17 protein-coding genes are annotated in these 14,485 nt (G+C 66.2%); 5 read left to right on the top strand and 12 right to left on the bottom strand.

Going from position 1 to position 14,485, the window contains the following annotated elements; genetic code table 11:
• Positions 1–75: 75 nt before the first annotated feature.
• The 10 genes from ACIQ2E_RS05760 to ACIQ2E_RS05715 form a co-directional block, all read right to left on the bottom strand.
• Positions 76–1,464: a TldD/PmbA family protein gene (locus ACIQ2E_RS05760; RefSeq protein ID WP_398327464.1), complete on the bottom strand. Its 1,389-nt coding sequence runs from the start codon at positions 1,462–1,464 to the stop codon at positions 76–78.
• 2 nt (positions 1,465–1,466) lie between these two features.
• On the bottom strand, positions 1,467–2,894 hold the full coding sequence (locus ACIQ2E_RS05755) for a TldD/PmbA family protein (RefSeq protein ID WP_398327461.1): 1,428 nt from the start codon (positions 2,892–2,894) through the stop codon (positions 1,467–1,469).
• Between the two features lie 115 nt (positions 2,895–3,009).
• Complete coding sequence (gene acsF / locus ACIQ2E_RS05750; protein WP_398327458.1) at positions 3,010–4,104, bottom strand: magnesium-protoporphyrin IX monomethyl ester (oxidative) cyclase; 1,095 nt, start codon at positions 4,102–4,104, stop codon at positions 3,010–3,012.
• 110 nt (positions 4,105–4,214) lie between these two features.
• Positions 4,215–4,646, bottom strand: coding sequence for a DUF2996 domain-containing protein (locus tag ACIQ2E_RS05745; RefSeq protein WP_398327455.1), 432 nt, complete (start codon positions 4,644–4,646; stop codon positions 4,215–4,217).
• 40 nt (positions 4,647–4,686) lie between these two features.
• Positions 4,687–5,193 carry a hypothetical protein gene (locus tag ACIQ2E_RS05740; RefSeq protein WP_398327452.1) on the bottom strand — a complete coding sequence of 169 codons (507 nt, stop codon included), beginning with the start codon at positions 5,191–5,193 and terminating at the stop codon, positions 4,687–4,689.
• Between the two features lie 19 nt (positions 5,194–5,212).
• Complete coding sequence (locus ACIQ2E_RS05735) at positions 5,213–5,842, bottom strand: flavin prenyltransferase UbiX (protein WP_398327449.1); 630 nt, start codon at positions 5,840–5,842, stop codon at positions 5,213–5,215.
• Positions 5,843–5,846: 4 nt separating this feature from the next.
• A complete protein-coding gene (locus tag ACIQ2E_RS05730; protein WP_398327446.1) occupies positions 5,847–8,150 on the bottom strand; it encodes an RNB domain-containing ribonuclease in 2,304 nt (767 codons plus the stop codon).
• A gap of 109 nt (positions 8,151–8,259) precedes the next feature.
• On the bottom strand, positions 8,260–8,553 hold the full coding sequence (locus ACIQ2E_RS05725; RefSeq protein ID WP_398327443.1) for a TMEM165/GDT1 family protein: 294 nt from the start codon (positions 8,551–8,553) through the stop codon (positions 8,260–8,262).
• A gap of 32 nt (positions 8,554–8,585) precedes the next feature.
• Complete coding sequence (locus ACIQ2E_RS05720) at positions 8,586–8,966, bottom strand: TMEM165/GDT1 family protein (RefSeq protein WP_398327441.1); 381 nt, start codon at positions 8,964–8,966, stop codon at positions 8,586–8,588.
• A 26-nt stretch (positions 8,967–8,992) separates the two neighbouring features.
• The gene (locus tag ACIQ2E_RS05715; protein ID WP_398327438.1) at positions 8,993–9,355 is read right to left on the bottom strand and encodes a YkgJ family cysteine cluster protein; all 363 of its coding nucleotides are present in this window, start codon (positions 9,353–9,355) and stop codon (positions 8,993–8,995) included.
• Positions 9,356–9,463: 108 nt separating this feature from the next.
• Here ACIQ2E_RS05715 and psb30 point away from each other — a divergent pair, with 108 nt between their 5' ends.
• On the top strand, positions 9,464–9,571 hold the full coding sequence (psb30, locus tag ACIQ2E_RS05710; protein WP_094589557.1) for a photosystem II reaction center protein Ycf12/Psb30: 108 nt from the start codon (positions 9,464–9,466) through the stop codon (positions 9,569–9,571).
• A gap of 85 nt (positions 9,572–9,656) precedes the next feature.
• On the opposite strand, the gene recJ is transcribed toward psb30, so the two are convergent.
• Complete coding sequence (gene recJ, locus ACIQ2E_RS05705; RefSeq protein WP_398327434.1) at positions 9,657–11,561, bottom strand: single-stranded-DNA-specific exonuclease RecJ; 1,905 nt, start codon at positions 11,559–11,561, stop codon at positions 9,657–9,659.
• 108 nt (positions 11,562–11,669) lie between these two features.
• On the opposite strand from recJ, the gene ACIQ2E_RS05700 reads away from it, so the two are divergent.
• Genes ACIQ2E_RS05700 through ACIQ2E_RS05690 form a run of 3 tightly spaced genes read left to right on the top strand, consistent with a single transcriptional unit; the run spans position 11,670 to position 13,623 of the window.
• On the top strand, positions 11,670–12,428 hold the full coding sequence (locus ACIQ2E_RS05700; RefSeq protein ID WP_398327431.1) for an HAD-IA family hydrolase: 759 nt from the start codon (positions 11,670–11,672) through the stop codon (positions 12,426–12,428).
• On the top strand, positions 12,428–12,769 hold the full coding sequence (locus ACIQ2E_RS05695) for a DUF565 domain-containing protein (protein ID WP_398327428.1): 342 nt from the start codon (positions 12,428–12,430) through the stop codon (positions 12,767–12,769). Before ACIQ2E_RS05700 ends, ACIQ2E_RS05695 begins: the two co-directional genes overlap by 1 nt.
• Complete coding sequence (locus ACIQ2E_RS05690; RefSeq protein WP_398327426.1) at positions 12,766–13,623, top strand: hypothetical protein; 858 nt, start codon at positions 12,766–12,768, stop codon at positions 13,621–13,623. Before ACIQ2E_RS05695 ends, ACIQ2E_RS05690 begins: the two co-directional genes overlap by 4 nt.
• On the opposite strand, the gene rpmF is transcribed toward ACIQ2E_RS05690, so the two are convergent.
• Complete coding sequence (gene rpmF / locus ACIQ2E_RS05685; protein WP_010309295.1) at positions 13,587–13,763, bottom strand: 50S ribosomal protein L32; 177 nt, start codon at positions 13,761–13,763, stop codon at positions 13,587–13,589. The genes ACIQ2E_RS05690 and rpmF overlap by 37 nt on opposite strands.
• 88 nt (positions 13,764–13,851) lie before the next feature.
• Here rpmF and ACIQ2E_RS05680 point away from each other — a divergent pair.
• A partial coding sequence (locus ACIQ2E_RS05680; protein WP_398327423.1) for an AAA family ATPase occupies positions 13,852–14,485 on the top strand: 634 nt, incomplete at its 3' end.

Here is a 14,485-nt window from a genome sequence, read left to right as displayed (position 1 = left end):
CCAGCCGCCACAAGGGCATCGAGGCTGGCCACGGCGTAGGCCGGGGTGCCCCAGAACAGAACCTTCACGCCGACCTCAGGCCTCGCCGGTGATCGAGAGACCCTCCACCCACACCATCGGGCAGAGCCCGTCTGGGGTGATCTTCGCTTCGCCCTCAAAGCCCACGATCGCTTTGAGCACCTGGCGGATGTCACCGGCCACGGTGGCGGCCTCGATTGAGCGGGGTTCACCGCCCTGGATCAACCAACCATCAAACGGCAGGGAGAACGAGCCCTGGCTGGCCTTCACGCCGGCATGCAGAGCAGACAGTGAATCGATCCACACGATCGGCTCGCCGGCCTTGAAGCGATCCAGGCCCGACTGGCCGCTGCCGCTGCCGGGGGTGGCGCTCACTTCAAACCAGTCGGGTCCTACCGACACCTTGGCGCCCATGCCGGCATGGCCCGTGGGTTTGACGCCGAAGGCGCGGGCCGTGGCCTCGGAGTGGAGGAAGTTGCGCAGCACACCTCCTTCCAGCAGGGCCAGGCGTTGGGTGGGCGTGCCCTCGCCATCAAACGCCGAGGCCCCGATGTTTCCGGGGTGCAGACCGTTGTCATGGATGTCGAGGAAGGGAACCGCCAGGGTTTCACCGATCGACTCGCGGTTGCTTAAGCTCACCCCATCGAGCACGGCGCGGGCATTGAACAACCCGCTGAAGGCCCCGATTAGATCGAGGAACGCCTCGGGGCTGAACACGCAGGTGTAGTGCCCGGTGGCGATCGGTGCGTAGTTGAGGTGGCTGATCGTGCGCTCGGCTGCTTCGTTGATGCAGCCAGCCACGTCGAGGTCGCCGGCGCCATAGGCCAGGCGCACGGCACCGGCACTGCGGGGTTTGCGGCCAGCTTCTTCAGCGCGCGCGTACAGGTAGAGGCTGGCGGTGCTCAGCTGCTGCTGGCGGCAGGCGCCATCGCTGTTGAGATAGATCCGCTCGCTGCTGCGCTCCGCCAGGCCGTTGTAGGGAACGGTCGCGATGGCATCGTGGCGCGTCAGCAGCTCTTGCTCGGCCCCCTTGAGCGTGTCGAGCAGCCGCAGGATGCCCTGAGGCGTATGAATCGGTTGATCCAGTGGGGCCAGTGGGGCGGTGGCCAGGGGCGAGAAGGCGGGGATGTCGTCAGCGTTGCCGAAGGCGCTGGCCTCCTTGGCGCCGGTGAGGGCCCGCTCCAGGCCGGCTTCACTGAGATCGGAGGTGCTGGTCACGCCCACCAGCCCGGCGTCGTTCCAGACGCGCACGGTGATAGAGCTGCGCTGGGCACCCTTCATCTGCTTAGGTTCGCCGCGATCCACCTGCACGGAGATGTCGGTGGAGCAGGCGGCGCCTAAGTCCCAGCGGCGGATGCCGTTGGCGGCCGCGATGCTGGCGAGGCTGTTGCGCAGTTGTTCGGCGCTCAGGCCAGTGGCGGCTCCAGTTCTGTTGGTGTTGCTCATGCTCAGCGGCCCCCCACGGTGATCGAATCCACCTTGATGTGGGGTTGCCCCACGGTGACGAAGATGCTGCCGCTTACCGAGCCGCAGAATCCGGCGGCCAGCTCGAGATCGTTGGCGCACATGGAGATGCGCGGCATCACCTCCTTGGCTTCACCGATCAGGGTCGCTCCCTTCACGGGTTTGGTGAGCTGGCCGTTTTCGATCAAGTAGCCCTCCTCCACCGCGAAGTTGAATTGGCCCGTGGGGCCGACGCTGCCCCCGCCCATCGACTTGCAGTAGAGCCCTTTGTCCACAGAGGCGATCAGCTCTTCGGGGGTATGCGGCCCGGCATCGATATAGGTGTTGCGCATGCGGCTGGCGGCTGCGAAGGTGTGGCTCTGGCGCCGGCCGCTGCCGGTGCGGGCATGGCCCGTGCGCAGTTCACCGGCCCGATCGCTGATGAAACGTTGCAGCACCCCGTTCTCGATCAGCACGGTGCGCTGCGCTTCCATGCCTTCATCGTCCATGGAGAGGGAGCCGAAGGCGCCCCCGGTGAGGCCTTCATCAATGGCGGTGACCGCCGGATGAGCGATGGTTTCGCCCACGCGCTCGGCGAACGGCGTGGTGCCGCGTTCCACCTGGGTGGTTTCCAGCAGGTGGCCGCAGGCCTCGTGGAAGATCACGCCGCCGAAGCGGTTAGCCAGCACGGCCGGCATTTGCCCGGCTTCCACGTAGTCGGCGTAAAGCATGGTGCCGGCGCTGGCGCACACCTCAGCGGCGGAGGTTGTGGCATCCCAGCGGCGCAGATCATCGGGTTGATCAGAGGTGCCGTAGCGGCGTCCCACGCCGGCCCGGTGTTCACCATCGGCGGCGAGCACGTTCAGCCCCACCGATTGATGCAGGCGGATGTCGCGGCCGAAGGTGCCGTCGCTGGCTGCCACCAGCACTTCCTGCCAGTCGCGGGCGTAGCTGCCCCGGCGGGCCTGCAGGTGGCTGCCCTGGCGTTGCAGCTGATCGGTGCCCTCCAGCAGACGTGCGGTGGCTTCCTTGATCTCGGGGCAGCACCGCAGCCAGTCGCCCTTGTCAGCCGCGAAATCGCGCAGGCCGGGCAGCCCTTCAAAGCCGCTGCGGCCGCTGCTACCAGGGGCCAGACCGAGCATCCCCAGGGCCTGTTCGAGGGCGCGGCGTAAGCCGGCGGGGCTGAGATCGTTGGTGCTGACAAACCCGTCGCGTTTGCCCAGGAACACCCGGATCCCCGCTCCCATGCCGAAGGCTGGGGTCACGCTGGTGATCGTGTCTTGCTCCGCCAGCACGCCCAGGTGATCGGTGCGCTCGAGAAACACCTCCACCAGATCGGCACCGGCGGAGCGGCCGCAGGCCAGGAGATCCTCGAGGGCTGGGCTCCAGTGGCTGTCGAGGATGCCAGTGGTTGGTGGTGCTGTGGCGATCACGCGCTCGCTGGTGGTGAGGGTGGAGCCCTGCCGGGCTTAAAGCTGTTGATTTCCTAGCAAAAAGGCCCCAGCCGCAGGGGCTGGGGCCTCTAGCGCACAGGTGCTGTGGCGGTGATCAGCGCACGGCGGGTTGGAACTGCTCGCTGCGGATCGGGCTCATCAGGAAGAGCTTGGCCATCTGGGCAGCGTTGGCAACCCAGTACGGCAGTTTGCGCAGAAGCTTCAGCGGGGCAATGGCGTTGCTCTCGTCGGCGGCAGCCAGCTGGGCGTTGTTGCGCACCAGCTGCTCGAGGCGCTCGTAGAACTTTGGGTGATCCACATTGAGCACCACCGGGAAGACCCGGGCGGAGGTCTCATTAGTCTTGGCGATCACATACTTGTCGTATTCGCGGGCATCGAGACCCAGCGCTTCGTAGAACTCTTTGCGGGCCACGTCACGCACATACATGGTGGCGAACACGGCGAGCAGGAAGAAACGGCACCACAGGCGTGCCTTGAGGCCGGTCACGCTCTTGGGCTGAGCCTTCATCAGGGCATCGAAGAAATCGCCGTGGCGGTTCTCGTCTTGGCACCAGTTCTCGAAGAAGTTGAAGATCGGGAAGATCTTGCTGTCGGGGTTTTTCTCGAGGTGGCGGAAGATGGCGATATAGCGCCAATAACCAATCTTCTCACTTAGGTAGGTGGCGTAGAAGATGTATTCCGGCTTGAAGTATGTATAGGCCTTGCTGGCGGTGAGGAAGCCTAGATCCAGCTGCAGGCCAAAATCACTCATCGCCTTGTTGAGGAAGCCAGCGTGGCGGGCCTCATCGCGGGCCATGTGGGCGAAGCACTCAGCCAGCAGCGGGTTCTTCTCTTTGATGCGGCGGCTCAGCTCTTTGTAGAGCAGGAAGCCGGAGAATTCGGAGGTGCAGCTCTGCTCGAGGAACTCCACGAACACGCGGCGGGTCTCGGGATCGAGCTTGTCGGCCGCGCCTTCAAATTCTTCGTTGCGAACGAAGTGATGGCGGTTGTAGTCCTTGCGGAACTCTTCGCAGATGGCTTCGAGCTCAGCCTCGTTCGGGCTGAGGTCCATGGCCGCCATGGCCTCGAAATCCGTGGTGTAGAAGCGCGGGGTGAGGATCGTGTCCTTCACCGGGTCCTTGATGGCCGGCGCGTCGGGTGTGCCGATGGCTGTTGCGGTATCGGGCGTGGCAACGGCGGGAGGCACCATCGGGATGCAGCGTGGACAAGACGTCCATCGTAGGTGGACCCGAGGCTGCGCCGAGGCTCAGCTTCACCAGCTGGAACTGAGGGCGCAGCCCTGGCGCTGGCCTGATCTACCTAGTTGGCTCCCAGCCACTTCTGGCCGTTGAGCCGCTGCACCAGGCGTGACACCAGCAGCGCGAGGCTCATCTTCTTCTCATCGATCAGGAACGACTCCAGCAGGCTCGGCTCGGCGCCGGCTTCAGCCACGGCGATGGTTTTGGCGGAGCTGATCGCATCGCTGGTGAAGCACAGCCAGAAGCGACGTGCCTGGGGCAGTTCACCGATCACCATCCAGCACGGGCTGCCCACCACGGGCATTGCACCCTGCTCAAAGCGCAGCTCACAGCTGGGGCCCCCATAGGCCTTGATCTCCTTGGCGATAGCCGGGATCAAAAGGTTGGGAACGAAGTCGGCGAAGGGCTTGTCTTCCGGCGCAGGTGGTTTGGCCGGCTTGGCAGGAGCTGCTTCAGCCGGCTTGCTCTGGGCGGGCTGGGCGGAATCGGTCACCGTCGCTGGCCTCGGGGAAGACGCAGGCGAACTTTAGGGATCACCAGTCCTCGCTGAGTGGTGTGTTCCAGTCGTTGGCTTCACTGCTGGCGGCTGGCTGTGCCGCTGCTGCAGGGGTTCTGGCGGGGGCAGATCCCTTGCGGATCACGCGAAAAGGCACCGACACGGTGGGTGCAGGCTCGCCGGCACTGCGAGGCGGACCGGCCCAGGTGGCCGCAGGCCGCGGGGCGGCGGCTGGCGGCTCGTCCCAGTTGTCACCCAGGTCGCGTTGCCCGCGTTCCTGGCTGCCCGGTGATTCACTGCGTCGCCGCACCTGGCGGCGCGCTGGTGTGGCAGCGGCCTGCCCCTGCAGGGCCAGCGCTGTACCGCCCGCGCTCATCGCTGCGCCAAGGCCGCTCGCGGCAGCCAGCCAACCTCCCAGGGGCCAAGTGGGGGAGCTCCAGGTGAGCAGGCGCACGCTCACCGCTGGGTTGGGATTGATCGCCGCCACCAGCAGCACCGCCAGCAGGGGGGAGAGCAGCGGGAGCAGCAGGATGCGTTGCAGCACGATTCAGAAGGGCGGGGGCTCAGGGCTGAATCGGGCCGCTCCAGCGCTGCAGATTGCCCAGGTCATAGCCGAGGCAATCGAACACCCTGATCACCAGAAAGTCCACCATTTCTTCGATGCTCTTGGGCTGGTGGTACCAGGCGGGCACCGGCGGAGCAATCCGGGCTCCGGCTTCCGCCAAGGCGGTGAGGTTGCGCAGATGCACCAGGTTCCAGGGTGTCTCCCGCGGGCAGATCACCAACGGTCGGCCTTCTTTGAGGTGCACATCGGCGCAGCGCTCCAGCAGATCGGTGGCCACGCCAGAGGCAATGCGCCCCACGGCTCCCATGGAACAGGGCAGGATCACCATCCCGCGGGTGCGGTAGCTGCCGCTGGCGATGCCGGTAGCCTGATCGTTCCAGCGGTGGCAACGCAGGGATCCGGTGCGGCAGCCGGTGCGTTCCCGCCAGAACTGCTCCTGGGCTTCGGGTTCGCTGGGCACGCGTACGCCCAGTTCTGCCTGCCAAACGCCGATCGCCCCGCGGCTCACCACCAGTTCAAGCCGTTCCTCAGCCTGCAGCAGTAGCTGCAGGGCCCGCTCAGCCAGGGGCTGGGCGCTGGCACCGGACACCGCCAGAACGATGGGATCACGAGCTTGAGCGTCGCTCAATCGATCACTCCTCGCCCGCGTCGCCGCTGGACTCGTGGTCGTGGTGGGTGTCGTTGTCGCCGTCGGGCACGTATTCCTCGTAACCCTCCGGCAACACCACGGCTAGATCGATCTGGTGGCGCAGCACATCCACCTTCTGGATGGTCACTTCCACGGCATCACCGAGCATGTAGGTGCGGCGGTTCTTGCGGCCCACCAGCCGGTTCTGGCGTGAGCGGTACTCGTACCAGTCGTCCTTGAGGGAGCTCACGTGCACCAAGCCCTCCACCTGGGAGGGGGGCACCTCCACGAAGAAGCCGTAGCTCTGCACGCCGCTGATCACACCGGTGAGGGTTTGACCCACCAGCGGTTCGGCCTGGCGCGCCTGGGCCATTGCCAGGGCATCGGCTTGCAGGTCTGCGGCAAAGCGGCAGCGGCCGTTGAGGCGATGCAGCAGTGCTGGGGTGCGGCCCTCCTCGAGGGGTTGGATCTGGCTGGGGGGCATCAGCGGCCAATCGATCAGGCCGTGGCTGCTGTCACCGGCGATGTCCACCCGCGTTTTATGGCGCACAGAGGGCCGGTCTTTGCCTTCGCTCAGCAGCAGGCTGAGCACGTGCTGGTTCCAGAGATCGGCGTAGTGCAGGCCGGGGCAACACCAGGGCGCCAGGGCCATCGCTTCGCCGGCCAGGGCATTGGCACCGGCTTCGCTGCTGAAGGTGACGGGCTTGAGCGGCTCGCGCAGTTGCTGTTGCAGCACGCGGCAGCGATCGCTGCCGGCAAAGGCCTGAGCCAGCTCCTGGGCGGTGGCGTTGCCATCGGCGGAGAGCTCCAGGGGGATCTCCAGGGCCAGGGCCGCTTTGGCCACATCGTTGAGCGCCTCTGCATCGGGGGCAGGGTTCACCGCGAAGATCGCGGGCAGCTCCAGAGCCGCGAGGTGGCGGCCGAGGGCGCGATGGGCAGGCAGCACCAGTTCGCGCAGCAAGCCGGAGGGCTCGGTGGCGGGATCGAGCTGCACCAGCCAACCCTGGCGGCTTTCGTCCGGTTCGGGAATGGCCAGATCGGCCAGATCGTCGATGGCGGGCATGGCCAGATCGAGATCGATCGAGCCGCTGGCCAGGCGCTGCTGCCGCAGTAGCTGAGCCAACTCGATCAATTGCTCCAGCAGCGGCAGTTGATCCTTGAGGGCCTTGAGCGCGGCAGGGGTGGTGCGGGCTTTGGGTTTGCGTTCGGCCAGAGCCTGCAGTGCTTTGGCGTCCACCACGGCATCCACCCGAATGGTGCTGCGGCAGAAGCGGTAATGCTCCAGGCCGCCCTCCGCGTTGAGATCCAGCACCACTGAGAGCGCCGCTTCACTGCCGCCTGGCTTGAACGCTGCGGCTTTGGTGAGGGCGGCTGGCAGCAGGGGCAGCCAACTGCTGCCGAGGCAGAGAGCTTCGGCCTGCTCGCGCAGATGTTGATCGAGCACGCTGGCAAAACCCACCCGCTCGGCCACAGCTGGGGCATGCACCCACAGCCTGTGCCCGGTGTCTGTGCTGTCCAGCGATACCGCCGGCAGGATCGGTGCCTCGGCACTGCTCCAGGGCTGCAGCAGCAGGGTGGGCAGCGCCGTGAGGTCGTCTCTCTCCTTGACTTCGAGGCTCTTGAGCGTGGCCTTGGGGGCGGCGGGCTGCTCGCGCAGGCCGTGCTTGGTGATCAGCAGATCCAGGTCGGCTTCCGGCCCGGCATTCACCGGCAGGCTGCGGGCCACATGCCCCTGGGAGGCCAGCTGCCCCACCGGATAGCGATCCACCTTCACCTCCACCACCGCTTCATCGGCGGGTTTGAGGTATTGGCTGTCGCTCGCGGGTAGCTCGATGGTGGCGAGCAGCCGGTCATCGAGGGGAACAGCTAGCAGGCGCTCGTTCTGTTGCTCCACCTGGGCCAGAAGGCTCGTGGTGCTGCGCTCGAGGATGCACTGCACGCCACCTTCCGGTGAGCGCCGCCGGCCGCCGTCGCGAGTGATGCGCACCAGCACACGATCGCCATTCCAGGCGTGGTTGAGCTGGTTGTCGCGGATGTAGATGTCTTCGCCGCCGTCGTCGCGAAGAGCGAAGCAGAAGCCCTTGCTGCTGCAGCGCAGACGGGCTTCGATCAGGCCCTCATCCTCAACGCGGCTGATGCCCGCTTCTGTTTCCTCGAGCACCCCCACGCGCACCAGAGCGGTGAGGGCGATGCGCAGTTGCTCCCGCTCGGCTTTGCTGCCAAGCCCCAGAGCTTTCTCCAGGGCGCTGAGGCTGCGTTGCTCCTGAGCTGGGAGCTGGTCGATCAGGTCGGCGACCGTGAATTTCATCATCTTCAGGGGGCATCGGAGGCCTTGACGCCCCGACGGTCTGGGTGCCTGGTTCTGGAGACGGCCAACGCCCCCGGAACTGCACGAACCCGCTCAATCTAGAGCGCGGTCAACCTTCCGGCTCGGGCTCCTGGCCCGCCTTGAGCAGCAGCCGGGTGCCGATCACCAGAAACCCCACCGAAGCTGCCAGCTGCAAAGCATCGGCGGGAATCACGGCCGACAGGGACCCTCCGGCACCCGCTCCCAGCAGGCTGGCGAGCACCAGGGCCGCGCTGCTGCCGGCGAACACCGCGCCGCTGCGGCTGGAGGTGCCGCTGATCGTGACGATCGCGAGCTGGGTTTTGTCGCCCAGTTCCGCCAGAAACACCGTGGCGAAGGTGGAGGCCAGAAGCGGCAACTGCATGGTGAGAGGCCTCAGGGGCGGCAGTAAGGGGATCAGGAGAGGGAAAACATGCTCATGGCGGCCTGCCGGCCAAGCCACAGCCCCAGGCCGATCATCAGGATCCCGGCCAAGCGCTCCAGCTGTTGAGGCGGTAGCACCCGCGAGAGCCAGCGCCCAAGCAGCACGCCCACCAAGCTGGAGCTGATCAGCGCCAACGAGGCGCCCACGAACACCAGCACCGGCCGGCCCGATTCAGCGGAGAGCAGCAGCGCGGCCAGCTGAGTCTTGTCGCCCAGTTCCGCCAGGAACACCGTGGTGAAGGTGGTGAGAAACACCGCCCCGAAGCTGCCGGCCTTGTCGGCATCGATGCTGGCCTCAGGGGTGCTGAGCTCAGGGCTGCTGGCGGGCTTGGTCTCGTCGCTGGGTTCGGCCATCGGCGGGGCTGGTGGAGGCGCGGATCTCAGGGAGCCGGCTCACGGATCGCCTGCTCGAATCGCTTCATCACCATGCCACGACCGCCGTGTTCGCAGCGGATCTGCTGCCGGCAGCAGGCGATGGCGAAATCGTTGGCCTCCTCAGCGGCCACTCCGAATAGGCCCGCCAGGTTTTCAACCCGGCAAAAGAAGGGGCGCTCGTCGTAGATGCGACAACTGCTGGATCCGGTGTCGTAGTGGATGCACCAGCCATCGGCCCCAACCATGTCGAGGTATTGCTGCTGCTGCTCGGGGCTGAGGGCCTCCAGGGCCTCATTGCGTTCACCCGGATCGAGCCTGCAGCACGACCCGCATCCGCTGATGCAGCGCCACTGCAGCGTTTCTCTCATCGGCCCAGCTGTGACAACCCGTCACAGCAGCTTGCAGCAGCACGCAGTTGGCCGGAGTGCGGACCGTAGGCTTGTGGGCGAACGTTCAGCCTGCAGAGCCGCTCACCCATGGGAATCGATTTCCATCTGATCGCCAACTTTGCGGCCCTTTTCCTGATCACGATTGCCGGCCCGGCCGTGATTTTCATTCTCTTCTACCGCCGCGGCGCGCTCTGAACCGCACCCATTCCGCACCCATTGATTGCCTGACTGACATGCCCCAGGTTCCTCACGGATCCTGGGGTTTTTTGTTGTGGTAGCCCTAAGCCGCTAGCCCCATCGCCATGGCGGCGTCCTGCAACAGGGCCTGCACATAGGGATGGGAGCCTCTGGGGTGGTTGCTGCTGAGGCTGCAACCACCTGCCCGATCCGGCTTGCCCCGAAGTTCCTCACCGGCGGCATTGCGGATCACCAGAACGTCGCCGTCGCGGCTCACCCAGTAATGGCGGTTGCAGCGTTCAAGCACCAGGCCATCGCCTGAGCTGGCGCGCAGGGCAGCTAGCTCGAGCTGCAGTTGTTCGGTGCCATTCCAGCGGTTGAGCCGCAGCTGGAAGGCCACATCCACTTCGGCTGGCAGGTTCTCCTCGCTGCCCCAACGCCAGGCGATCGCCCGCATCGTGGCATCGCCCTGGCGCAGGGTGAGCTGCAGATGGCCGCCGCGGAGCAGCCGCTGTTGGCTGATGCGGCAACGGCTGCTCCAGAACAGAGGAGCGGGATGTCCACTGCCGAAGGGTTCGAGCCGCTGCAGTTGTTGCCAGAACTGCGGGGTCAGTTCATGGAGCTGCACCAGGGCTTCCGGCTCCACCAGGCGCAGGCCGCCCTGCTGCTTCAGCCAGGTGTCAGCACGTGCGTTCAAGCGTTCATGCAGGGCCGTGATCTGTTCGGCCCGCACGGTGAAGCCTCCTGCGGCCGGGTGCCCGCCGTGACGCTCCAGCAGATCACTGCAGTCCTGCAGCGCTGCATCCACAGCGAAGCCCCGTGGGGCCCGCACGGAGGCCCGCAGTCGGCCATCTCCCTCGGAGGCGAGCAGAGCAACCGGTAGCCCGAAGGCGTCTACCAGCCGCGCTGCCACGATCCCGATCACGCCGTGATGCCAATGGCTCTGGGCCAGCAGCAGGAAGGGGCTGCGCTGCTCGCCGTCGGCCTCCACCAGTGCCCGGGCTTCTGCTTCGATGGCATCGCAGAGGTCGCGGCGCTGGCGGTTGAGCTGCTCGCACTGCCGCGCCAGCTCCAGGGCTTCGTTTTCATCGGCGGTGGTGAGCAGATCCACCACCAGTTGTGGGTCCCCAAGGCGCCCGACGGCGTTAATGCGGGGTGCGATCTGAAACCCCACGGCTCCGGCATCCACCGGTGCATCGTCTACGCCGGCCACTTGTTGCAGGGCCTGCAGGCCTGCCAGGCCGCTGCGCTTGAGCGCCGGCAGGCCATCGATCAACCAGCGCCGGTTCACCCCCTGCAGCGGCGCCATATCGGCGATGGTGCCGATGCAGAAGAGGTCTCGGGCCATGGCCAGCCCCTGCTCGGAGCGGCAGTTGCGGGCCAGCGCTATGGCCAGCACGTAGGCCAGCCCCACCCCCGCCAAACCTCTGTAAGGCGAGTGCTCCGGGGTGCAGGCGGGGTGCAGCAAGGCCAGCAGGGGCGGGAGCTCATCCGGCAGGGTGTGGTGGTCGGTGACCACCACGTCCATCTGCAGCTGCTGGGCCCGCAGCAGGGCTTCGCGGGCCGCGACGCCGTTGTCGACCGTGACGAGCAGGCGGATTCCGTCGGCGGCCAGCCGTTCCACCATGCCGCTGTTGAGGCCGTACCCGTCATCGAGCCGGCTGGGGATCTCCGCTTGTGGTTGCGCCCCCAGATGGCGCAGAACTCCCACCAGCAGAGCGGTGCTGGTCATGCCGTCGGCGTCGTAGTCGCCGCAGATCGCCAGGCGCTCTCCCTGTTTGCAGGCCTGGCGTAACCGCTGCACCGCCTTGCCCAGATCAGGGAAATGGCGGCGTGGGTCCGGCGCGGGAGCCGGATTGAGCAAGGATTCGATCGCCGCGCCGTCGCTGTAGCCGCGGCGTTGCAGCACCGCCAGCAGTGGATCACACAAGCCGTTGGCTTGCAGCTCGGGGTTGATCTGAACTGGAGCCGGTAACTGCCAGCGCTGCTCGGAGGGATGAGGGAGCAACACCAAGGGTTCGGACCTGCTCCATTCTGCGGGGCGCTGCCGCAGCGTCCACAGGCTTGGATGGGGGTTCGATTCACTCCTTAGCCTGCAGGCCCGATGGAGCTGGAGATGGTGAGCGGGCCTTCCGCACTGCTCTGGGATGTGGATGGCACCCTCGCTGAAACGGAGCTGGAGGGGCACCGCCTTGCCTTCAACCGCGCCTTTGCGGAATGCGGCCTCTGCTGGCAGTGGGATGTGGCCGCTTACCAGCAGTTGCTGCGCATCAGCGGTGGCCGCGAGCGCATCAGCGCTTTTCTGTCCGAGGTGGAGGGGGCCGTGCCCGATCCCGAGCGGGTGGAGCGGCTGCAGCTGGCGAAGCAACGCCACTACAACGCGTTGGTGGAACAGGGGGTCCTGCGCTTGCGCACTGGGGTGGAGCGCCTGATCCGTAGTGCCCGCGAGGCGGGTCTGGCCCAGGCGATCGTGACCACCAGCAGCCGCCGGGCGGTTGAGGCCCTGTTGGATCGGTTGCTGCCGGATCACGCTGCCTGTTTTGGCCTCTGGGTGTGCGGTGAGGATGTGCCGCAAAAGAAACCTGATCCGGCCGCCTATGCCCTGGCGTTGGCGCGGTTGGATCTGCCTGCCCAGGGCGCGATCGCTCTCGAGGATTCCGGCAATGGCGTGGCCGCTGCCACGGGGGCCGGCCTCACCACGGTGGTGACCCTCAGTGCCTCTAGTGCCAATGAGGCTCCGGATGCCTTTGCGTCTGCTGCTGTCGTGCTGGATCACCTGGGGGATCCAGCACAACCGAACTGCGTGCAGCGCGGCCCTACTTGCCCCCAGGGCCAGGTCACGCTCTCCTATTTGCAGCTGCTGCTGCCGGCCTGATGACGCTCCCGCTTCAGCGCACCCGCTTTGATGGCCTGCAGCGCCGGCTGGGGGGGCTGCTGCTGGGCGGCTTCCGGGGTAGCTGGCGGCGTCGCAGTCTGGCGGTGTTGGCCCTGCTACTCGGCTTCTATGCCGGCGAGAACATCACGGCGCTGTGGCTCGAGCGCGTGGGGCAGCGGCCGGTGGTGGTGCTGTTGCTGGTGGTGCTGCTGGAGTTGGTCGTGCGGCTACGCACCCGGTTGGTGGGAGAGCGGCCTGGGCTCGGCTGGGTCCTCATCGACAACTTGCGCCTGGGTGTGGTGTACGCCGTGGTGCTGGAAGCCTTCAAGCTCGGCTCATGACCCTGGAGGATGCCCTGCTTGCCTGGTGCCAACAGGAAAGCCGCAGCGGCCGCCGGCCGGTGATCGGCTTGAACGGCCCGGTGGGTGCAGGCAAGAGCACCCTGGCCCGCAGCCTGCAGCAGCGCTTTGCGGCCGCCGATCTGCAGTTGGCGGTGGCCTCCATCGATGACGCCTATTTGCCCTGGCAGCAGCGGCTGGAGGCGATGGCGGGCAACCCCTATGGCGTGAACCGTGTTCCGCCGGGCAGCCACGATCCCGCAGCGCTGCTGGCGGGGATTCGACCCTGGCGGAGTGGTGCCAATCACCGGCTCGAGCTGCCCCGCTTCGACAAAACCCTGCGGGACGGCCAGGGTGATCGCGTTGCTCCCTGGTGTGGAGCTGCCGATGCGCTGCTGCTCGAGGGCTGGATGCTGGGCTGCCGGCCACTGCCGGAGCTGCAGCTTTCATCCAACGCTGTGCAGGAGTGGAAGCTCGATCTCAACACAGCTGAGCTGATCTGGCTGCAACGCTGCAACCAAGCCCTGGGGGCTTATCAGCCGCTCTGGCACGAGCTTAATCAGCTGCTGATGCTGTGGCCGAGCGATTGGCGATGGCCGCGCCGCTGGCGCCTGCAAGCGGAGGCGCGGCAACGGCGCCGCGGCGGCGGTTGGATGCCCGCAGTCGAACTCGACAGCCTGGTCAAGTCAACGCTGCAATCGTTACCGCCGGATTTCTACCAGCGCCCGATATTGGCTCGTGCCAATGCTGTACGAGTGCTGGACAGCCGCAGGCGGTGTGTGTGGGAGGGCAGCGGTACCGCTGCCCTGAAGCGCTGGGCTCAGCCCTGCTCGGTCTCGTCCTCGGCCACGGGGTAGACGAAGCCCTGAGCACGGCCGCTCAGCACGGCCTTACCAATCGACAGGGCCTTTTGTGCAGCAATGGCAGCCTTGCCTTTCCAGGTGGCGTGGCGCTGGTTGCGCTTGCCCTTGGACGTTTTCTTCTTGGGAACAGCCATCCCGCGTGATTCCAGCCAAACCAAGAGTTTCCATTGCCGCCTTCCCTTTCGTCAAATCGCTAAGCTCAAATCCAAGATTCAGACCGGTGTGAGCAGCAGCGTTTCCCCTGATCTGCCGGCGAATTTGGGCCTGGTACGAGCACCGCAGCCCAGTTACACCCAGCTGCTGCAACAGCTGCGCGCCGGAACGGTGAAGGAGTTGTTGCTCTCACCCGGCCAGCGGCAAGTGAAGGTCACATATGCCGATGGCAAACAGGTGACGGTGCCGGTGTTCAGCAACGATCAACTGTTGCTGCGCACGGCGCAAGAGGCGAAGGTTCCGCTCACCGTGCGCGATGAGCGCCAGGACCAGGCCGCCGCCAATCTGGTCTCGAATGGCTTGCTGCTGTTGCTGCTGTTTGGCGGCCTGGCCCTGCTGCTGCGTCGCTCCGCCCAGGTGGCTAACCGGGCCATCGGTTTTGGCCGCAGCAAGGCGCGCATCGCCCAGAGCGAAGCTGCTGTAGCGGTGCGTTTTGAAGATGTCGCTGGGATTCAGGAGGCGAAAGAAGAACTCCAGGAGGTGGTGGCCTTCTTGAAGGAGCCGGAGCGCTTCACCGCCGTGGGCGCGCGCATCCCCAAAGGCGTGCTGTTGGTGGGTCCTCCGGGCACGGGTAAAACCCTCCTCGCCAAGGCGATCGCCGGGGAAGCGGGGGTGCCGTTCTTTTCTATGGCCGCTTCTGAAT

This window comes from Vulcanococcus sp., assembly GCF_044369115.1.
Taxonomy (GTDB): domain Bacteria; phylum Cyanobacteriota; class Cyanobacteriia; order PCC-6307; family Cyanobiaceae; genus Vulcanococcus.
This window is presented reverse-complemented; position numbering and strand designations above follow the sequence as displayed.